Below are 19,444 nucleotides of genomic sequence, written 5' to 3'. Positions count from 1 at the left end.
ACTATCGGGCACTGAAATCAGACTGCGCAGGATGCGAGCTGAAGGCAAAGTGCTGCCCCAACGCCGAAACGCGTTCTGTTCATCGCGACAAATATGAGATCGTCAGAGACTTTGCCCGCCAATGCACCACCTCAGACTTCAATCCCAAGGCTCAGGCGCGACGCAAGAAGGTCGAGATGCTCTTTGCCAATCTCAAACGCATCCTTGGTCTCGGTCGGCTCCGACTACGCGGACCCTGTGGCGTTCAAGATGAATTTACCCTCGCTGCCACCGCCCAAAACCTCCGAAAACTCGCAAAGCTCAAGCCAATGGGGCCCGCCGCAGGTTAAAGCGGCGGTTACACCCTCGACACCTAAATGAAATCAGCGCGATAGCTCAAACAGACCCGCCGAAATCAGAGAGTTTTTCAACAAAATCGGCTCAACGACGACATCTGTTCAGCCGCAGCGAACGTCTGCTAATCTACCCAAAATGTCAAAAGAGCCCGATAGCGGATGCGCGCCTCGACAACAGCAGAGTATGATCTTCTCGACTTGGAGAATGGCCGCCAACTTGCCTTCTCGGAATATGGCACACCTGACGGGTTTCCGGTTTTCTATTTCCACGGGACGCCAAGCTGTCGCATCGAGGCAGGGTTCGCCGATCAGGCTGCGCAACGGGCTGGATTTCGATTGATCGCGACGGACAGGCCCGGCTTTGGGCGATCCAGTTTTCAGAGAAATCGCAGATTTAAGGACTGGCCCAGTGACATTCTTGCCTTGGCCCAGCATCTTGATATCGCCCATTTCGGCGTTGCGGGCCACTCCGGCGCTGGTCCGCACCTTTTTGCTTGCGGGGTCTTTATGGATCCTGCCCGTCTGAAATTCGTCGGCGCATTGGGTCCTTGGGGGCCTGTCGCTTCACCGGAGATCAGGGCCGGGCTCAATCGGCTGGACCGGATCTTTGCGGGGCTCGCCCAACGCATGCCTTGGATCATGCGGGTCGGGTTTGCGCCAATGGGATGGGCTGCACGCTTTGCCCCCAAGATGTTTTTCCGCCTTTTGAAGAACAATGTTTCAGATGCAGACAAGGCTATACTCAAAAGCGAAACTGTCGCGCAGCGCTTTCGAGCCATGCAGCAGGAGGCATTCCTGCAAGGCAGCAAGGGCGCTGCACATGAGGCGTATATCGCCTATTCAGATTGGGGATTTGATATCGCTTCCGTGCGCGTCCCCGTACACATCTGGCTTGGCGACGAAGACATTTTCGTTACCAACGAAATGGGTCGTTACATTGCTGAAAGAATACCCGCTGTGGATTTCCATTGGGTTGAGGGGGCCGGGCACCTCAACTTCGAAGATTGGGATCGAATTCTCGCAGCATGTCGTCGTGATTGTAAATGACATCACATCGTGGACGGTGCCAGGGTAATGGCCGCTCTTAAATCCGTTACCTTCCAGCCAAAACGACCGCTCTGTCCGCACTTCCGACCCCCCGCACACGAACTGAACGCCTCTCGGCCTTGACGAACAACGCGATGAGACAGATCCGAGGCTTACGGAGGGTAAGCTATCCTGCAAGTTCAAGTGACACAGAAGCTCAAGATTTCCTTAGTGCGGAATTTCGCCCCCAAACCGCAACGGCCCCCCGTGATTTGCGCTCAGCCGCAATATTTGCGCACCTCGGTGGCGCGCAGTCCGGTTTCGCGCAGCATGCAGCGGTTGCGGGCCTCGTAGTAATAGCCGCGCGCATACCACATGACCGCGTCTCCCTCATCGCCGTCCGAGACAAGCCACGCCCCACGCAGGTATTTTACCGCATAGGTCAGGTTGGTCTGCGCATCCAGAAGGTCAGACGGTTGCCCGCGGAACCCCATCTGACGCGCGGTCTCTGGCAGAATCTGCATCAGCCCGTAATAGGGACCGTTGCGTGCGCGGGGGCGGTAGTCGCTCTCGCGCTGGATGACCCGGTGCACAAGGCTGCGCGGGACATCATAGGCGTCGGCGGTGGCGTTTATCATCACCCGAAGTTCGGGTGTCTCCCCGGGATAGAGCGTCAAGGCAGGCGGCGGGCTCTCCACCGGGGCACTGCCGCAGGCCGCAAGCCAAAGAGTGGCGATCAGGATCACGTAACGCATCGGGGTCTCTCATATGGTCGCATTTCCGCCATCTCGGTGAAAAAGGCCCTTGGGTTCAATGAGTTTCGCCAGTCATGCGCGGCTTTCCGCCCCACGCATAAGATCCCGGCTTTGGCGGCATATCGTTCAATAACACAACCAAGATTATCAGGACTTCGCCCAAAGCCCCTCATGCCCCGGTCAGACTGTCCAGCAACATCTGCGCCGGGCGTGGCAGCGCCTTAGGCGCGCGGACGGCGATTAGAAGATCGCGGCGGGCCCAGCCTTCGCTCAGGGGCACCATGCTTAACTCGCCGTCGCGCACGTAAGGCTCTACCGCGCCATAGGGCAGGATCGCGATGCCAAGGCGCGCCTGCACCATCCGGCGCACGCCATCGAAACTTTGCACCGACACGCGGGTCTTCAGCTCGGCCCCCAGCCGGATCGCTTCGTCGCGCACATGCGACTGGATCGAGCTGATCTCTTGCAGGCCCACGAAATCCTCCTCCAGCAGGTCGCGCAACGTCACGCTTTCACGGCCCACCAGCCAATGACCCGGCGACGTGGCCACAACCAGCGTGTCGCGCCGATACGACAACGTCGTCACACCCTTGGGCTCTGTCAGGCCAGAAAAAATCCCAAGATCGCACTGACCCTCGCGGACCGCGGCCAGAATTTCGCCGCTCGTCTGCTCGGCCAGCTCAATCCGCAAGTCAGGGTGCGATTTGACAAACTCCGCCAGATCCTCTGGCAGAAACTGCGTGATCGCGGAACTGTTTGCCGCCACCCGGATCGAGCCGCTTTTACCGTCCGCATAGCGCATCATATCGGCGTCCATCCGCTCGATATGGGTATCGAGCGCGCGGGTGTGGGCCAGCAATTTCTGCCCTGCCGCCGTCAGCTCAACCCCGCGCCGTTTGCGATAGAAAAGCGGTGTGCCAATCTGTGCCTCAAGGTCGGAAATCCGCTTACTGACGGCAGAGGCGACCATATTGTGCCGTGTCGCCGCCCCCGCGATCGAGCCAACTTGCGCGACCGCCTGAAACAGCTGCAAGGTCACCAGGTCATGACGCATCAGCCGCTCGTTTTTTGTCGCGCAACGCCAGCCAGACCGACAGCGCAAGGAAGGCGGCGGTCGCAATATATAGCGCGATAGAGATCCAGCTCGCTATCAGAACACCGTAATCGCCGCCCGAGATGGACAGAGCGCGGCGCAGGTTGTTCTCCATATCCGCGCCCAGCAGCAGACCCAGAACCAGAGGCACCAAGGTGATATCGAGCTTGCGCAACACGTAGCCCAGAACCCCAAACGCGATCATGATATAGAGATCGAAGGTCGAATTGCTGATCGAATAGACCCCGATAAAGCTGATCGCCACAACCAGCGGCATCAGCGCCCAAGTGGGCACCGCCATCAGCCGGGTGAACAGACCAATCAGCGGCAGGTTCAGCACCAGCAGCATGACGTTGGCCATGTAGAGCGACGCGACCAGACCCCAGACCAGATCGGGCTGACGTTCAAACAAAAGCGGCCCCGGCTGCACGTTGAGCGAGATGAGCATCGCCAGCATCACCGCCGTGGTGCCCGACCCCGGAACACCCAGCGACAGCATCGGGATCAGCGCGCCTGCGCTGGCCGAATTATTGCCCGCCTCAGGCGCTGCCACCCCCTTGGGATCACCCTTGCCGAAACTGCCATTTTTGTTGCTGACCTGTTTCTCAATCGAATAACTCATCACCGCGCCAAGCGACGCGCCTGCACCCGGCAAGACGCCAGCCACAAACCCCACGACAGAGCCGCGCACGGTGGCCCATCCGGTGCCAAAGACGACCTTCAGATCGGGAATCCATGTGTCGAGCTTGATGGCAGTGTCGCGGTCCTTGATGGTTTTCTCCAACAGGAACATCAGTTCGGAAATCGCGAAAAGGCCGACAAGGGCGACGATGGGATCAATCCCGTCATAAAGGTCAAACGACCCGCCGGTGTAGCGCGGAATGCCCGTGGCCGGGTCCAGCCCGATGGTTGCGATCATCAAGCCGATCAGCGCCGAGAGCAGCGTTTTGCGCGGGTCCACGCCCGCCAGCCCGCCGATCGTGGCAAACGCCATGACGTAAAGCGCGAAGTAATCCGCAGGGCCAAAGTAAATCGCCGCGCGGGCAAGTAAGGGCGCAAACAGCGTGAGGCCCACGATGGCGACGGTGGCCCCCACAAACGATGCAACACCCGAGATGGCCAGCGCATTGGCCGCCTGCCCTTTCTGGGCCATCGGATAGCCATCAAGCGTGGTCATCACAGCAGGCTCGTCGCCAGGGATGTTGAGCAGGATCGATGAAATCCGCCCACCATACATGCAGCCGAAATAAACCGCGCTCAGCAGGATCAGCGACGCAGTAGCGTCAAACCCGAACGCAAAGGTGAGCGGGATCAGGATCGCCACGCCGTTCACTGGCCCCAATCCCGGCATTGCGCCAATCAACGTACCGGCGAAACAGCCAAACAGCAGCAGCGCAAGGTGCAGCGGTTGTACAGCGACAGAAAAACCAAGGCCGAGGGACGTGAGAATTTCCATATCGTGTCAGCCGCCGAACAAAGTGCCAAGGAAATCAATGGGCAAGCCCAGAAGCTGGTCAAAGAGAACCCATAGCGAAAGCGAGCCTGCAATGCCGATAAGGACCGATTTGATCGCCGGTCCGTCCAAGACCATCGCGACGGCGGCGATCACGGCAGCGGTCGCCAGCGGAAAGCCCAACGGCTCCAGCAGCAGCGCGTAAGCGATCAGCGCAGCCAACGCCATGGCTTGGCGCAGCAAGCGCGGGCCGGATGGCCAGCTGACCGAACCGCCCGGAAACACCACAAGCGACAGCGCAAGCGCCATCGCCGGGATGCCCACCATCACAGGGAACACGGACGGCCCCAGAACGTCACCGAACGAGGCGGTGTAATCCTGCGCCGTCCACGCATAAAGCGCCGCGACCAGAAAGATCGCGACGCCTGCCAGTCTTATACTCATTCAATGATGCCGATATCGCGGGAAATGCCGGCCATCACCTGCTCTTGCTCGCGGACATACGCCTCGAACTCAGCGCCACCAATCCAGATCGGGACAAGGCCAAACTCGACCGCAGCGGTCTGCCATTCGTCTGAGTTGTAAAGCGTCTCAAGCTTCTCGACCCATGCGTTATAAGCCTCGTCCGAGACATTGCCGCCGGTGTAAAGCCCGCGCCAGTTATAGCCCGTAACGTCGATGCCCTGGCTGATCGCCGTGGGGATCTCTGGGAACGCCGGGATCGGATCAGTGGACAGGGCCGCCAGAATGCGGATGTCACCGGATTCGACAAAGCCCGCGATCTCTCCCAGATCGGTCGAGACAACATCAAGTTGGCCGCCCATCATCTGCGTAACCGCGTCAGTGCCACCGTCAAACTGCACCCAGCGCAGGGCGGTGAGGTCTTCCAGACCGGCTTCGCGCGCAACCATCAGCAGGCGGATATGGTCCCAGCCCCCGGCCCCAGAGGATCCGGCCGTCACGACCGACGACGCATCCGCGACCATCGCCTCATTCAGCTCTGCGAGCGTCTCATATTCGCTGTCCGCAGCCACGGCGATCACGCCCACATCCGCGCCCAGCATCCCAAGATAGCGCATCGTGTCGATGCCCGACGGATAGCGCCCTTGGGCGATCTGCGTGACGCCCACGGTCGAGGTCGCCACGATCAGCCCCTCATCGTCAGAGCGTTCCGCGTCAACCATTGCGTAGGTCACAGCGCCGACGCCGCCGGGCATGTTGGTGATCTGCACATTACCGTCTACAAGGTCCAGCTCGCTCAGGATACGGCCAATGGTGCGGCAGGTGAAATCCCAGCCGCCACCGGGGTTGGACGGCGCGATGCACTCGTCCGCATGTGCCATGTGTGGTGCCGCCGACAGCGACAGCATGGTCACGGTCGTGACAGCGGCCAGCTTGGCCGAAATGAATGATGAAACTCCCATAGGTCCGAAATCCTCCCATTGCATAAACCCACGCCAGTTAACCGGCGGTTTTTTGGGATTTCAACCGTGGGCTGCTTTGTCACGAGAGCTGGCATCGCGAAAAAAGATGGAAAAGCCGTGGAATGTGACGTCTTGGCGAGGAACTTTGACGTGATCTTAAATTGATGGCTATCATTAATTTATTTATTTAAATTAGACGCTTGTATCATTTTCATGAATTACGATGTCACGTTAATCCAAAGTCAAGTCTGGCTCAGATATCCCACCAACGCTCCTGCCATGCTTTTTTGCCCACCCTTGCAGAGCCCGCCTCCGGGCTGGCATTCTGCGCTTCAACACGCGATCTAACGCGCCAGAACCGCCACCAGAAAGAGGTTTTCATGACCCACGCCACCACGCCCGCACCGGAAGGCAGCGCCATTACTGTCTGCGAGGTTGGCCCCCGCGATGGGTTCCAGAACATCAAAACCTTCATCCCAACCGCCCGCAAGATCGACATTGTGAACGCGATGTTTGCGGCAGGGGTGCGCCACATCCAGATCACGTCCTTTGTCAGCCCGCGCGCTGTGCCGCAACTGGCTGACGCGGCAGAGGTGATCGCCGGGGTCGACCGCCCGGCTGACGCGATGCTGGCCGCGTTGATCCCCAACCTTAAAGGCGCCGAACGGGCCGCCGCTGCGGGTGTCGATGCGGTGCACACGGTCGTGTCGGTCTCGGAAACGCATAACCTGAAAAACGTGAACCGCTCCGTCGATCAGTCACTGTCGGAATTTGACGCTGTCGCCGCGCTGATGCACCGCGAGGGCATCGCCGTCGAAGGCGGCATGGCCACCGCATTCGGTTGCCCGTTCGAAGGCATCGTGCCTCCCGAAAACGTCGCCCGCATCGCCAAGTATTATCACGAGCTGGGGGCTGCCAGCGTCAGCCTCGGCGACACCACCGGCATGGCCACGCCCGCCACAGTCAAAGCCGCGATCCAAGCGATCCGCGCAGAGGTGCCGGACATGGAAATCACGCTGCATTTCCACAACACCCGCGGTGTCGGTCTGGCCTGCGTGATGACCGGGCTGAGCGAAGGCGTCACCCATTACGACGCCTCTATCGGCGGGCTTGGCGGTTGCCCCTTCGCCGCTGGTGCCACGGGCAATATCTGCACCGAAGACCTCGTCTATCTGCTCCAAGAAAGTGGCTATGAAACCGGTATCGACCTTGAGGGCATCACCGCCGCCGCCCGCCTCACGCAAGAGACGCTGGGCCAAACGCTCCCCGGCCAGATCCTCAAAGCCGGCCCGCGCCTGCGCCGCTATGATCCGCAACTCACCGTCACGGCCGAAGGATGAGCGCACCGCTACCGCTTGAAGGCGTCCGCGTCGTCGATCTGACGCGCATCCTGTCGGGGCCGTTCTGCGCCATGCTGCTGGGCGATCTGGGTGCTGACGTGGTTAAGATCGAGCCGCCCCAAACCGGCGATCCCGTGCGCGGGCAAGGCGAGCATGTGAACGGGTTTTCTTGGTATTTCGCCGGGTTCAATCGCAACAAACGCTCCCTCACGCTCGATCTGCGCTCTGACGCGGGCAAGGCGGTCCTCGAACGCCTGCTGAAAAACGCCGATCTGATGACCGAAAACTACCGCCCCGGTGTGCTCGACAAGATGGGCCTGACGAAAGAGCGTCTGGCCGAAATTAACCCTGATTTGATCGTGGTCAGCGTCAACGGCTACGGCTCCACCGGCCCTTATGCCGACCGCCCCGCCTTCGATTTCATCACCCAGGCCATGTCCGGCTTCATGTCGACCAACGGCTCGCCCGAGACCGGCCCGATGCGCGCGGGCGCGCCGATCACCGATCTGGTGGCGGGGCTTTTCGCAGCACTTGCCGGCGTCGCGGCATTGCGCGGGCGCGAAGCGGGGGGGCCTGCGCAGCAAGTCGAGGCCTCGATGATGATGTCGATGCTCGCGATGAGCGCCTATCTGTCGTCAGGCGCGCTTGCCACCGGCAAGAACCCGACGCCCACCGGCAACGATCACCCGATCGCCTCGCCCTACGGTCTGTTTCACGCGGCGGATGGCGACATCGCTGTCGCGCCCTCGACCGAGGTGATCTGCGCGCGCTTTATGGGTGAGATCGGGCTGGGCGATCTGCTCCACGACCCGCGCTTTGATACCAATGCCAAACGCCTTGCCGCGCGGGCCGAGCTGAACGCGCTGATTAACCAAGCTGTCGCCACCGATACGCAAGCCAACTGGATCACCCGCCTGAACGCCGCCGGGGTCCCGTGCGGGCGTGTGCAGTCCATGACCGAAGCGCTGGCCGACCCGCAAGTTGCCGCCCAGGAGATGGTGTTGAGCGTTCCGCATCCCGGTCATGGCGACGTGCAAATGACCGGATTCCCAATGAAATTCGGGGAGACACCTTTGCAAGTGCGCCACCCGGCCCCCGGTCTGGGCGTCCATAGCGACGCGGTGCTACAAGATGCGGGCTACACCGCTGATCAGATCGCAGACCTTCGCCGGGACGGCGTCGTTTAGGCGGGTCATATACCGATCTTTGCCTTGCGCTTGTCCGGCAGTCGGGCAAAGCTTTAACCACAAAAGTTTGGGAGGACTTTCATGACATTTCTGAAATCATTCGGTCTTGCGACCGCCGCGATCTGCCTGCTCGGCACGACCGCTTTTGCCGAAACCCGCGTGACCTATAAATCCGCCAAGGCAGGCTCGTCCTACTTTCAAATGGCCGTGCAAATCTCCGAAGCGATGAAGGAAGGCTCGGGCGGCGAAATCTCGGTCACGGTCGAGGAAAGCCAAGGTTCTGTGCAGAACGTGATGGAAGTGCGCGCGCGGGGGGGCGATTACGTCTTCACCACGCCCCCTGCCCTGATCGGCTTGGCGCAAGGCGGCAAAGCGATGTTTGAAGACAAGGGCGATCCCGCCTTTGACGAGATCCGCGCGCTGTTCCCGATCCCGTCCCTGACCATGCATTTCGTTATGTCAGAGGCCAGCGGCGTGACCGATTTCGCCGGAATGGAAGGCAAGACGATCCTGCTGGGCAGCGGCTCTTTCGGGGCGCGGGAAGGGGCGAAATATATCGAGATGTTTGGCCTCGACGGTAAGGTTAATATCGCCGATGTGGAGCTTTCGAACGCGGTCAGCGCCCTCAAGAACGGCCAGATCGACGGGTTTGTCACCGCAGGCTCCTACCCTGCCCCCAATGTGATCGAGGCCGCAGCCTCTACCGGGGTCACGGTGCTGTCGCTGTCCGATGAGCAAATCGCCGAGACCAAGCGCACCGCGCTGACGATCCCGGCGGGCACTTATACCGGGCAGGACGCAGATATCGCCACGACCTCGCTACCGGTGGTCGCCTACACCACATCCAAGATGGACGAGGAAACGGCCTATCAGCTGACCAAGACCTATTGGGAGACCAAGGAGAGCATGGCCGGGGATGCGAAATGGTGGGACGGTGTGTCGGTTGATATGCTCAGCAACATCACCTCGCAAATCCACCCCGGTGCGCTGCGCTATTATAAGGAAATCGGCGCGACCCTTAGCGACGCGCATATGTAAGCGGACCGGCTTCGGATGGACGTCACAGCAGACGCGCCCATCGCGGCGCGGCGGGTCTGGATTGCCCTTGGCACTCTCACCGCCGCGTTTCATCTGGGGCTGATTTTCTACGGGCTGGTCCCCAATCTGGTGGCCCGCCCGCTCCATATGGCGCTGATCCTGCCATGGGTGTTTTTGTTTGCCGCGCAAACGTCTTTTGCGCGGCTCAGCGGGGCGGTACTGACAGCGCTTGGTGTCGGTGGCTGCCTTTGGATCGCGCTCAACCACCAAATGCTGCGCAACCAATACGGCTTTCTTGAGGACGGCTTTCAGGTCGCCCTCGCCATCACCCTCTTGCTCATCGCGATGGAGGGCGCGCGCCGCGCGATCGGCTGGCCCTTGCCCCTCGTCGCACTGGCTGCCCTGCTCTACGGCCTCTTCGGTCAGCATATCCCCGGTGAGTTCGGCCACGCAGGCACCCCCTTGCGCAGTTTCCTCGGCACGCTGGTCGTCGCGGAAGGCGGGCTTTGGGGCAGCCTGACAGGCGTCTCCGTCAATGTCGTCGCGGTCTTTGTGATCTTCGGCGCGGTGCTGAATGCGGGCGAGGCGGGCCAAGGGTTCATGAACGTGGCCGCCGCCGCCGCTGGCCGCCTCAAAGGCGGCGCGGCCAAGGTGTCGGTGCTGAGTTCCGCCTTGTTCGGGTCAATTTCTGGCTCCGCCTCGGCCAATGTCGCCTCCACCGGCGCGGTGACCCTGCCTGCCATGACCAAGCTCGGTTACCCCAAACGCCTCGCCGCCGCGACCGAAGCCGTGGCCTCCTCCGGCGGCCAAATCATGCCGCCGCTCATGGGCGCTGGCGCTTTCGTCATGGTCGAACTGACAGGCGTCCCTTACCCCCAGATCATGCTCGCCGCGCTCCTGCCCGCGATCCTCTATTTCGCGACGGTTTGGCAGGGGCTGAACGCTTTCGCCAGCCGCTATGACCTGCAACCGATCCCCGAAGATCAGCGCCCCGCGCGCCGCCAGGTTCTGATCACATCAGCGTTCTTCATGGTGCCGTTCACCACCCTGCTCGTCGCGATGTTCGCCGCAGGCTTCACCCCACAATACGCCGCCGCGCTCGCGATTTTCACCGGCCTCGCACTACTCTTCGTCGACATCTCCCTGCGCCCCAACCCGCGGCAGGGCTTCGCCCGGCTTGCCGACGCGATGCTGAACGCGGGCAAGCAGGTCGCCCTGATCGCCGCAATCATCATCTGCGCGTCGATCATCATCGGAGTGCTGGGCATCACCGGTCTGGGCGTCAAGATCACCTCCGTGATCCTATCCGGCTCCGGCGGCGCGCTTTGGCCCGCATTGCTGCTAACTGCCCTCGCCTGCCTCCTGCTGGGCATGGAGGTCCCGACGACCGCCGCCTACGTCATCTGCGTTTCCGTCGCTGGTCCCGCATTGATCGAGCTGGGGTTAGAGCCGCTCCAAGCGCATCTTTTCGTTTTCTGGTTCGCGCTGCTTTCCACCATAACACCACCGGTCTGTGGAGCCGTTTTCATCGCCGCAGGCATGGTGCAGGAAAACTGGCTGAAGGTCGCGCTCACCGCGATGGCGCTGGGTGTTGGCCTCTACATCATCCCGCTCGCGATGATCGCCAACCCGACCCTGATCGGCCTCGCGAGCGACCCTATTTCGGCGCTACTTGCGTTTTTCCTCGTCGGCATCGGTCTCAGCTGTGTGTCTCAAGGGTTGATCGGAACGTCTTCTGCTCTCATCCGGACTCTCGCCACAATCGGGGGTTTGGCGCTCTGCCTTGGGGCCGCACTACTAAGCTAGCTTAACGCACGCCGACGCTGCAGCGGCTCTGATGCAACCGCTTCTTTCTGCACTGCCATCAGATGCCCAACCAGCGGTGTGAACGCACGGTGTGCATCGCGATCTTCCAGATAATCGCGCAGCTTGAAAACGTTGACCGGCTGCTGCTTCACAAGCGCTTCCAGCTTCGTGACAGCTTCTTCCAACTCATACCCGTCAATGATCTGACAGGCGGTCTGCGTGGGCGTCAGGATATAGTAATCGCGCGCACGTTTCGGCGTGTAGCGCGTGATATCGAAGGGCGACGACCCCAGCGCATGAAATTTCGGAATATGGCACGAGATATCCTCTGCCGCATTGTGCAGCACACGGCCCGAAACCTGCTTGAACCCTGCCTCGCCCAGCTTTTGAATCGCGTGCCGTCGCATTCCCGGTGACATCATATCGACATCCGAGCGGTCGTATTTCAGATCATCAAACACCGAAAACAGGTTCATCCGCGCATCGGCGAGCATCATGTAATGCCCGAAATGCACCACATCATCCGGTGCGCTTCCGGCGACATGGCCTGCGTTGTCAAATGTCAGTTCCATCATGCTGTGCCTCTTGCGTGGTCCCACAACCTAGCGGAGCGCGCGCAAAGGCAAACTGCCTTGAAACAGGGTCTTATTGGAGATCGTCGAAACTCGCGTGCAAAGCAGTGCAGTGCTTTTGTCATCATTGGCGAAGTAGCTCACCAGCGACGTCTGATATTCGTGAGACCTGCACATTGGAAAGGCCAATCAAAGGTTTTACCGATCCTCGATCAGTTGTTCAGTGAAGTGATCTCGTCACGCCTTCAGACCGGCTTTCACGCTTCTTTGACGCTATTCACGCAGTCAATTCGAAGGATGCTGAAGCCAGAAATTCCCTTTTTTTTCATATGCCTTGGCTCGTTTCAAAAGCGGCTTTCCAGGCCCCAATCCGATCAACATGAGCCGAAATGACCATACGGCGGATAGACAGAATCGCCTCTCTCCGCATTCATTAGGGGGTGCAGTTTATTTTGCGCAAACGACCATTTCAGCAACCCGGTCTGCCTCTTTTTTAGGCAGAACCTCACAACCAGAATTTTAACCAAACCGCCTTATTCTCGGAGCCTATTGTCGTGTCTGGATATAACGTCATCCTCGATATTTCCCGCGAGTTGCGTCAACAGATCGTCACGTCGCTGCAAACCGCACCGAATGACACATTCGAGCTTTCAGGCACCGATGCGATTACCCTGCGCCCACCGGTTGAGGGGCTGCCCGACGGGCTTGTGGCCAGCCTGTTCCTCTACCACATCGAGATTGATGGCGGGCTGCGCAACCAGATGCCGCTGCCAGACCGCACCAACCCCAATCGCAGTTTCAAACCGCCGCTTCCAGTCAGCTTGAGCTATATGTTCACGCCGCTTGGCACTGGCGAGGAAACCAATCAGTCGATTATCGGGCGCATCCTGCAGCATTTCCATGATTACCCCACGCTTTCGACTTTGGAGGGCACCCCCGTAGGCGACAGCCGGGGCGCCGCGGCACCCGAATTGCGGGTGCGCCATGATGTGATGGCCATGGACCAACTCACCAATATCTGGAGCGCGTTTTCCCAGCCCTTCCGACTTTCCATTGGGTTCGAGGTCGAGGTCGTTGCTGTCGATAGCGGCCTGCCGCCACGGATCACGCCGCGTGTCGACGAGATGGTGCGCGCCGTCGGAAAGGTAGGCGCGTGATGCTGATCTATTCCCCCGCCCGCGCCACCGGAATGCGCCAGACGCTGATCACAGGACGTGTCGCCGATGCGGTCAGCGATCTGGGGGTCGAAGCGATCTCGGCCAGTCTGGCATTTGCCTACACAATTGCACCTGATCCAGCAAAAACCGGCACACTTCCGGTCAAGCTGCATCCAAAACCTGCGGGCTATTTCGCCCTCGCACTAGAGGCCGGAACCAATTGGCCGATCTTTCCGTCCGGCGTCACCGTGACGCTCACCATCACGCTGGAAACCGCGGGGCGCGGGACGCTGACAGATAGCATTGATCTGCCCTCTGCCGCGCTTGAGATCGAGATGCGCCCGGTCACACTGGACGGCATCACCTTGCAGACCGAACGCATCGCTGGCGCGCCTTTCGCTGTGTCCTTCGCCCCGGTGCCAGCACCCATTTTGCTGCGCGCGTTGGTGCTGAATGACAACGACCCCGACCGGCCCGTCGCCGGAGCGGACATCACGCTTGATGGCGTCGCGCAAGGGGCGACCGACAGCGATGGGCGCTTCACAATCAGCGTGGATGCCAGCGGCGCGACACCCGCGAAACGCACCCTGAACGTTGCCCACCCCACACGAGCTGGCACCGACTTCACCTACCGGCCTGATTTCGACAAACCTTTGAACAAAAGAACGTTTTCCATTCTCAGCACGATTTAACGACAGGAGATTTCCATGCCCGAATACCTCGCCCCCGGCGTCTATATCGAAGAAGTGCCTTCGGGCAGCAAACCCATTCAAGGGGCCAGCACCTCGACCGCTGGCATGGTCGGTGTGACAGCGCGCGGCCCAGTGAATACGCCCACTTTGGTGACAAGCCTTGGCAATTACGCCCGCGTCTTTGGCGGCAAGCTGAACGGTGCACTTTACACCAACAACCGCGACGCACTTCCCTATGCCGCCGAAGGGTTCTTCGCCAATGGCGGCTCGCGGCTTTATGTCAGCCGGATTGTGGGTGACGGCGCGACCGCGGCCTCGCTACCGCTGAGCGCCGCGACTGGACCAGCGGGTGTCCTGTTCGGGGAGCTTGCCGAGGACGGCACAGCGATCCGCGCCAGCAATGCCGAAGGTCTGGCGGTGGATGACACCGTGCTGATCGCGGGTCGCAATGGCTCCTCCATTTTGGCTGTGACCGCTGCGGCAACAGCCCCCCGCGTGACCATTCAAGACGGCATTCCGACTGACATTGCTGCCGCAGACACGGTCACGACTTATGGCGTCAATGGCACCGCAGTCGTTGCTGAGGACACAGCAACGGCTGATATCATCCTGTCGGCGGAACCTGACGCCGAACCCGATTTCGTCCTGATTGGTGATCTGGAAGACGGTGTCATCCTTACAGTCGCGAACATGGCTGCCGAGACGCTGACACTCAGCGCTGCTCCAACCAACCCGATCCCTGAAGGCACCGTCATTACCTTGCTTTCGACGGGGGCGACCACGACCATTGCAACCGCCCGCACCGGCGCCATTGGCACGGCCCATCTGGATGTGGCTGATACCGCTGGGATTGCCTCGGGTCAGATCATCGTGGTTGAGGCTACGGATGTTGTTCGCCGTCTGGTCACAGCTATCACCCATTCCGCAACCATCGCCGCCGCACCCCAGGCCTTTGAAGATGGCGCAAGGATCTTTCCCGTTGTGACCGCAGCCACGATCCATGCGGCCTCTGTTGGCAATTGGGGCGATAACCTGCGCGTGACAGCGTTGCCAGCGTCCCTGCTGGCCACACAGACCGATGCGCTTGCTCCGGCAGGCTCACAAACCCTGTCCGTGGACAGCGCTGTTGGCGTCTACGCGGGTTCATTTGTCAGCATCGGCGGCGCGGATGCTGTCGAAGTGCAGGCCGCAGATGGGGGCGACGGATTTATCACCCTCACCACACCGCTTGCCGCAGATGTGCCCGCAGGCACGTCAGTGACCACGCAGGAGTTTTCCCTCCGCGTCGAGCTGCTGGACGAAGACGGTCTGCGCGAGGAAGAGGAGTTCTTCGAGAATCTCTCGCTCCACGTGGATCACCCTCGGTTTGCGCCGACCATCATCGGGGCCTGGCCCAGCGGTGACGCGACGCCCTCTGCCGCAGGCGCCTCGACCCTGATCCGGTTTGAGACGCCGGTCGGCACCGCCAATCGCGGGCGACCCATGGTGGCGGGCATCGCCCGGATGCTGGACGGCGGCGATGACGACCTAGCCACCGTTGATGATCGCGCCTATATCGGCGAGCCCTCCGAAGACCCTGGCGATCGCACCGGCATCTGGGCGTTGGAGAACGAACCGACCCTGTCCATCGTTGCAGTTCCCGGCCAGACCTCTGTCGCGGTGCAAAAGGCGCTGGTCGCCCATTGCGAGAAGATGCGCTACCGCTTTGCGGTGCTGGACACGCCGCTGGGCTCCAACCTTGCCGCCGCACGCACACACCGGCAAAACTTCGACAGCACGCGATGCGCGATCTACTATCCCGGCCTCTCCATCGCGGACCCGTTTGGCGGCAATGGCGCTTTACGCACGATTGCCCCTTCGGGCCACATGATGGGCCTTTATGCGCGCATCGACAACACACGCGGCGTGCACAAAGCCCCCGCTAATGAGGTCGTGCGCAACATCATGGGGTTTGAGACGAAGCTCACCAAGGGCGAGCAGGATATCCTCAACCCGATCAACCTGAACTGCATGCGCGATTTCCGGTCCGAGAACCGCGGCCTGCGCTGCTATGGCGCGCGGGTCGCGACCTCCGATCCGGAATGGAAATACATCAACGTCCGCCGGTTGCTGCTGTATATCGAGCAGTCGCTGGATGTGGGTCTGCAATGGGCTGTGTTTGAACCAAACGACACCCCGCTTTGGGACACTGTGCGCCAATCCTGCACCAACTTCCTGAACACCACTTGGCGGTCCGGCGCGCTGCAAGGCACGACACAGGAACAGGCGTTCTTCGTGGATATCGGCCTCGGCACAACGATGACACAGGATGACATCGACAACGGTCGGATGATCGTGCGCATCGGGGTTGCTCCGGTGAAACCCGCCGAATTCGTGATCGCCCGTATCAGCCAGAAAACACTTGAGGCGGCTGGGTAACCCCGGCCTCCCCACCCCACTCATTCAAGGAGATGTCCCATGCGTAACGATCCTTACGCCCAGTATAACTTTATCATCGAGATCGACGGGTTGGTGTCCGGTGGCTTCACCGAAGTCGGTGGTCTGACCGCTGAATCCGATATCATCGAGTTTCGCCAAGGCGACGAACCCGCCCGCATGCGCAAGCTGCCTGGCCTCTTCAAATTCGGCAATATCAGCCTCAAGCGCGGCTACACCCAGAACCGCGAATTGTGGGACTGGCGCAAGACGACGCTCGACGGTCAGACCGAACGCAAGCAAGGCGCGATCATCCTGCGCGACGAGGCCGGAGAGCCGCAGCTGCGCTGGGAATTCTTCGAAGCCTGGGTCAGCAAATACGAAGGCCCCGCGATGAACGCCACCGCCAACGAGACCGCCATTGAAACGGTCGAGCTGGTTGCCGAAAACGTCGTGCTGGTGGCTTGAAGCCGATGAGCTTTCCCCTGACCCCCGGCCTGTATCGCAAACCCGTCGAGCCTGTGCGCGCAGCAGGGGCGCTGGCGCGTGGCGATATCCCGGTGTTTCTGGGATACGCCCATCGCGGCCCGGTGGGCGCGGCGGTCAGGGTGCAAAGCCTCACACAGTTTGAAGAGATTTACGGGCAGGCCTTGGGTTTCCTCTGGCACGCCGTCAAAGGGTTTTTCGAGACCGGCGGGCAAGCGCTCTACGTGCTGCGTGTCACCGATGACGGGGCGCAGGTGGCCAAAGCCACGCTTCCCAACGGCTGGCAGGCCGAGGCCAGTTTTCCCTGGCCAATGATCGACCCCAAGCGCCTTGCGGGCAGTGACGCCGCGGGCGCGTTGGCTTGGGTCTCTGTCTTTGAGGATTACCAGCGCAGCTTCGGCAACCGATCTGCCGATCCGGGGCAATGGGGCAATGGGCTGAGCGTTCAGATTACCCGCACTGCCCGCGCTCGCACTGAAACGCTACCCGACATTGGTGGCGATGATCGCAGCGCCTTGGTCGCTTCGCTTGCCGGGCTTGAAGCGGGATCAGTGCTGGAGCTGAGCCAGAGCGATGGCAGCGGCGCAAGCATTGTCACCCATGTGATTGCCGCTGCCCTGGACGTGCCGGGGCAGCGTCTGACATGGCCCGTACCGCTGGGGGTTCTGGGCTTCGATATCAGCCGCCCCGTGCGCATCACCTCCGTGGAATTCGACGTCACGCTTTTCGATCAGGGCCGCCGCCTGCAGGAATTCCGCGCCCTGTCGCCCAACCCCGATCACAGCGCCGCCCTGATCGCCACGCTGCAACGCGAGTGCCGCAGCCTGACGCTGACACATGCAGACGCCGATTGGACCGATAACACGAGTTGGCCCATGGAAGGCACCTATCCGCTAAGTGGCGGCACGGACGGTCTTACCGACATCCGCGCCCGCGATTACATCGACGCGCTTAAAGGCGTCGCCAAGCTGGATGAAGTTGCCCTAATCGCAGCGCCCGATCTGGTCTTGCCCGATACGACGCCACCGCTTCCTGTGCCGCCGGCTCCAAAATCAGTGGATTGCACCGACCTGTCGCCCCCCTCTGACCACCTCATCTTAGGTCGCGTGTTCTATGTCGACGAGGCCGGTCAGGACGTGTTCCTGAAGGGCGTCACCATCGACGTCGCGGGCGAGAACCAATTGCTGACGACCGACGGTGCGGGCGCTTTCACAGCAACAGGCGTCACCCCGGGCATCGTCAATCTGCGCCTGTCCAAGCAGGGATTTGAACCGCTGGAATTTCTGGCACAAACCACGCGCTTTGCCTCGGCCAAGCCGGTCACTATCCCGATGACACGGATTGCCCTGCCGCGCAGTCTGGACCCCGATGAGGTCTTGCTGGTGCAGCAGTCCATGACGCTGCAAAACCTTGTCGGACCTTACAAGATCGCCATCGCAGACCCCGTGACACCTGACGAAAGCATCGCCGCGCTCAAGACCTGGCGCGCGCGTCTGGGCGACGATATGCGCATCGGCTTTTTCGCGCCGTGGCTGCGCCTGCCCTCGACCGATAGCCAAGGCAGCGGCGGGTATTTTCCCTGCCCGCCCTCAGGCCATATCTGCGGGGCCTTTGCGGCGGGCGAGGCCAGCACCGGCATTCACCGCGCGCCTGCCAACATCCCGCTAGGTTATGTCGAAGGGGTCACTTTGGCCATCGACGACCCGGTGCAAGACACGCTGAACCCCATCGGCATCAACGCGATCCGCGCCTATCCCGGGCGGGGCATTCGGATCAACGGCACGCGGTCGATCAGCTCGGACCCCGAATGGCGCTACCTGACGGCCCGGCGCGTGACCGATGCGGTCGAGAAGACGCTGGAACGCGCGCTGAAATGGATGGTGTTCGAGCCGAACAACCTCATGACCCGCCTTGCCGTGCGCACCACGGCTGAAACGGTTCTGGCCCGCATGTGGCGTCGCGGCATCCTTGCCGGGGCCGCACCAGAGGCAGCGTTTACCGTCAAATGTGACGAGGAGAACAATCCGGAGGCAACCCAGAATGTCGGCCAACTGATCGTAGATATCGCCATCGCGCCCACGACCCCGTTTGAATTTATCACCTTCCGCTTGGGCAATACCGACGACGCCAAGCGCGTGACGGAGACGGCGTGATGCTCAGCGAACCCTTCCCCGCTTTCCACTTCTACATCGCGCTGATCGAGGACAGCGACAGCGCGCTCGCCAAGGTCTCGGCCGCCGCGGATTTCCTGCTGGGTGGGTTCTCGGAATGCACCGGGTTGGAAAGCGAATTGCAGATGGAAGAATACGCCGCAGGCGGCGAAAACGACCGGGTCTACAAGTTTCCCAGCCGCGCGGCCTACCCCAACATCGTGCTGACGCGCGGGGTCGGGTTTTCCGAAAGTCTCTACCTCTGGCACGAAGATTTTCTGAAAGGCGAAGGCATCCGCCGCAACGGGCTGATCTTTCTGGCCAATGAGGCGCGCCTGCCGATCAAGACGTGGAAATTTGAAGGCGGCATTCCGATCAAATGGACCGGACCGTCGCTGAACGCAGGCAGCTCTGCACTGGCAATCGAGAAGCTGGAGATCGCCCATGAACGGCTCGAACTGGTCCTCTCACCCGGCAAACTTCTGGACAGCGCCCTGGGCGCATTGGGGGCATAA

General features: G+C 61.0%; 18 protein-coding genes. 12 read left to right on the top strand and 6 right to left on the bottom strand.

Features of this window, described 5'->3' with window-relative positions:
* Positions 1–329: transposase (locus KUW67_RS06030; protein ID WP_224824371.1), on the top strand; the 329-nt coding region annotated here is incomplete at its 5' end.
* Between the two features lie 165 nt (positions 330–494).
* The gene (locus KUW67_RS06025) at positions 495–1,382 is read left to right on the top strand and encodes an alpha/beta fold hydrolase (RefSeq protein WP_224824370.1); all 888 of its coding nucleotides are present in this window, start codon (positions 495–497) and stop codon (positions 1,380–1,382) included.
* 257 nt (positions 1,383–1,639) lie between these two features.
* Here KUW67_RS06025 and KUW67_RS06020 read toward each other — a convergent pair whose 3' ends face one another.
* The 5 genes from KUW67_RS06020 to KUW67_RS06000 all read right to left on the bottom strand — a co-directional run bounded on the left by KUW67_RS06020 (position 1,640) and on the right by KUW67_RS06000 (position 6,086).
* Positions 1,640–2,116, bottom strand: coding sequence for a lytic transglycosylase domain-containing protein (locus KUW67_RS06020; protein ID WP_224824369.1), 477 nt, complete (start codon positions 2,114–2,116; stop codon positions 1,640–1,642).
* A gap of 169 nt (positions 2,117–2,285) precedes the next feature.
* Positions 2,286–3,170, bottom strand: a complete 885-nt coding sequence (locus KUW67_RS06015; protein WP_224824368.1) for a LysR substrate-binding domain-containing protein — start codon at positions 3,168–3,170, stop codon at positions 2,286–2,288.
* Positions 3,160–4,665 (bottom strand): tripartite tricarboxylate transporter permease, encoded by a 1,506-nt coding sequence (locus KUW67_RS06010; RefSeq protein WP_224824367.1) that lies wholly within the window; start codon positions 4,663–4,665, stop codon positions 3,160–3,162. The genes KUW67_RS06015 and KUW67_RS06010 overlap by 11 nt, the downstream gene beginning before the upstream one ends.
* A 6-nt stretch (positions 4,666–4,671) precedes the next feature.
* Complete coding sequence (locus KUW67_RS06005) at positions 4,672–5,106, bottom strand: tripartite tricarboxylate transporter TctB family protein (protein ID WP_224824366.1); 435 nt, start codon at positions 5,104–5,106, stop codon at positions 4,672–4,674.
* A complete protein-coding gene (locus KUW67_RS06000; protein ID WP_224824365.1) occupies positions 5,103–6,086 on the bottom strand; it encodes a tripartite tricarboxylate transporter substrate binding protein in 984 nt (327 codons plus the stop codon). Before KUW67_RS06000 ends, KUW67_RS06005 begins: the two co-directional genes overlap by 4 nt.
* Before the next feature lie 380 nt (positions 6,087–6,466).
* On the opposite strand from KUW67_RS06000, the gene KUW67_RS05995 reads away from it, so the two are divergent.
* The 4 genes from KUW67_RS05995 to KUW67_RS05980 all read left to right on the top strand — a co-directional run bounded on the left by KUW67_RS05995 (position 6,467) and on the right by KUW67_RS05980 (position 11,457).
* On the top strand, positions 6,467–7,426 hold the full coding sequence (locus KUW67_RS05995; RefSeq protein ID WP_224824364.1) for a hydroxymethylglutaryl-CoA lyase: 960 nt from the start codon (positions 6,467–6,469) through the stop codon (positions 7,424–7,426).
* Positions 7,423–8,613 (top strand): CaiB/BaiF CoA-transferase family protein, encoded by a 1,191-nt coding sequence (locus KUW67_RS05990; RefSeq protein WP_224824363.1) that lies wholly within the window; start codon positions 7,423–7,425, stop codon positions 8,611–8,613. The genes KUW67_RS05995 and KUW67_RS05990 overlap by 4 nt, the downstream gene beginning before the upstream one ends.
* Positions 8,614–8,694: 81 nt before the next feature.
* A complete protein-coding gene (locus KUW67_RS05985) occupies positions 8,695–9,651 on the top strand; it encodes a TAXI family TRAP transporter solute-binding subunit (protein ID WP_224824362.1) in 957 nt (318 codons plus the stop codon).
* A gap of 15 nt (positions 9,652–9,666) precedes the next feature.
* Entirely contained in the window at positions 9,667–11,457 is a 1,791-nt protein-coding gene (locus tag KUW67_RS05980) for a TRAP transporter fused permease subunit (protein WP_224824361.1), read from the top strand.
* On the opposite strand, the gene KUW67_RS05975 is transcribed toward KUW67_RS05980, so the two are convergent.
* Complete coding sequence (locus KUW67_RS05975) at positions 11,454–12,032, bottom strand: hypothetical protein (RefSeq protein ID WP_224824360.1); 579 nt, start codon at positions 12,030–12,032, stop codon at positions 11,454–11,456. The two genes, KUW67_RS05980 and KUW67_RS05975, sit on opposite strands and share 4 nt — an antisense overlap.
* Positions 12,033–12,583: 551 nt before the next feature.
* Between KUW67_RS05975 and KUW67_RS05970 the strand changes: the two genes are divergently transcribed.
* From KUW67_RS05970 to KUW67_RS05945, 6 genes are read left to right on the top strand one after another with little or no spacing between them, the layout of a single operon-like run.
* Entirely contained in the window at positions 12,584–13,186 is a 603-nt protein-coding gene (locus KUW67_RS05970) for a DUF4255 domain-containing protein (protein ID WP_224824359.1), read from the top strand.
* Positions 13,186–13,878 carry a hypothetical protein gene (locus tag KUW67_RS05965; protein ID WP_224824358.1) on the top strand — a complete coding sequence of 231 codons (693 nt, stop codon included), beginning with the start codon at positions 13,186–13,188 and terminating at the stop codon, positions 13,876–13,878. Before KUW67_RS05970 ends, KUW67_RS05965 begins: the two co-directional genes overlap by 1 nt.
* Positions 13,879–13,893: 15 nt before the next feature.
* Positions 13,894–16,296, top strand: a complete 2,403-nt coding sequence (locus KUW67_RS05960; protein ID WP_224824357.1) for a phage tail sheath subtilisin-like domain-containing protein — start codon at positions 13,894–13,896, stop codon at positions 16,294–16,296.
* A gap of 39 nt (positions 16,297–16,335) precedes the next feature.
* Positions 16,336–16,761, top strand: a complete 426-nt coding sequence (locus KUW67_RS05955) for a phage tail protein (protein WP_224824356.1) — start codon at positions 16,336–16,338, stop codon at positions 16,759–16,761.
* Positions 16,762–16,766: 5 nt separating this feature from the next.
* Entirely contained in the window at positions 16,767–18,932 is a 2,166-nt protein-coding gene (locus KUW67_RS05950; protein WP_224824355.1) for a phage tail sheath C-terminal domain-containing protein, read from the top strand.
* Complete coding sequence (locus tag KUW67_RS05945) at positions 18,932–19,444, top strand: phage tail protein (RefSeq protein ID WP_224824354.1); 513 nt, start codon at positions 18,932–18,934, stop codon at positions 19,442–19,444. Before KUW67_RS05950 ends, KUW67_RS05945 begins: the two co-directional genes overlap by 1 nt.

Source organism: Cognatishimia sp. MH4019, from assembly GCF_020177595.1.
GTDB lineage: Bacteria > Pseudomonadota > Alphaproteobacteria > Rhodobacterales > Rhodobacteraceae > JAHTBL01.
The sequence above is the reverse complement of the archived record's forward strand: the minus strand, read 5'-3'. Positions and strand labels throughout refer to the sequence as shown.

Excerpts from the sequence above, each read along its gene's own strand:
- KUW67_RS05995 (WP_224824364.1), top strand. The coding sequence starts at position 6,467 with ATGACCCACGCCACCACGCCCGCACCGGAAGGCAGCGCCATTACTGTC.
- KUW67_RS05960 (WP_224824357.1), top strand. The coding sequence starts at position 13,894 with ATGCCCGAATACCTCGCCCCCGGCGTCTATATCGAAGAAGTGCCTTCG.
- KUW67_RS05990 (WP_224824363.1), top strand. The coding sequence starts at position 7,423 with ATGAGCGCACCGCTACCGCTTGAAGGCGTCCGCGTCGTCGATCTGACG.
- KUW67_RS06010 (WP_224824367.1), bottom strand. The coding sequence starts at position 4,665 with ATGGAAATTCTCACGTCCCTCGGCCTTGGTTTTTCTGTCGCTGTACAA.
- KUW67_RS05975 (WP_224824360.1), bottom strand. The coding sequence starts at position 12,032 with ATGATGGAACTGACATTTGACAACGCAGGCCATGTCGCCGGAAGCGCA.
- KUW67_RS06005 (WP_224824366.1), bottom strand. The coding sequence starts at position 5,106 with ATGAGTATAAGACTGGCAGGCGTCGCGATCTTTCTGGTCGCGGCGCTT.
- KUW67_RS05985 (WP_224824362.1), top strand. The coding sequence starts at position 8,695 with ATGACATTTCTGAAATCATTCGGTCTTGCGACCGCCGCGATCTGCCTG.
- KUW67_RS05955 (WP_224824356.1), top strand. The coding sequence starts at position 16,336 with ATGCGTAACGATCCTTACGCCCAGTATAACTTTATCATCGAGATCGAC.
- KUW67_RS05980 (WP_224824361.1), top strand. The coding sequence starts at position 9,667 with ATGGACGTCACAGCAGACGCGCCCATCGCGGCGCGGCGGGTCTGGATT.
- KUW67_RS05965 (WP_224824358.1), top strand. The coding sequence starts at position 13,186 with ATGCTGATCTATTCCCCCGCCCGCGCCACCGGAATGCGCCAGACGCTG.
- KUW67_RS05945 (WP_224824354.1), top strand. The coding sequence starts at position 18,932 with ATGCTCAGCGAACCCTTCCCCGCTTTCCACTTCTACATCGCGCTGATC.
- KUW67_RS05950 (WP_224824355.1), top strand. The coding sequence starts at position 16,767 with ATGAGCTTTCCCCTGACCCCCGGCCTGTATCGCAAACCCGTCGAGCCT.
- KUW67_RS06000 (WP_224824365.1), bottom strand. The coding sequence starts at position 6,086 with ATGGGAGTTTCATCATTCATTTCGGCCAAGCTGGCCGCTGTCACGACC.
- KUW67_RS06025 (WP_224824370.1), top strand. The coding sequence starts at position 495 with ATGCGCGCCTCGACAACAGCAGAGTATGATCTTCTCGACTTGGAGAAT.
- KUW67_RS06015 (WP_224824368.1), bottom strand. The coding sequence starts at position 3,170 with ATGCGTCATGACCTGGTGACCTTGCAGCTGTTTCAGGCGGTCGCGCAA.
- KUW67_RS06020 (WP_224824369.1), bottom strand. The coding sequence starts at position 2,116 with ATGCGTTACGTGATCCTGATCGCCACTCTTTGGCTTGCGGCCTGCGGC.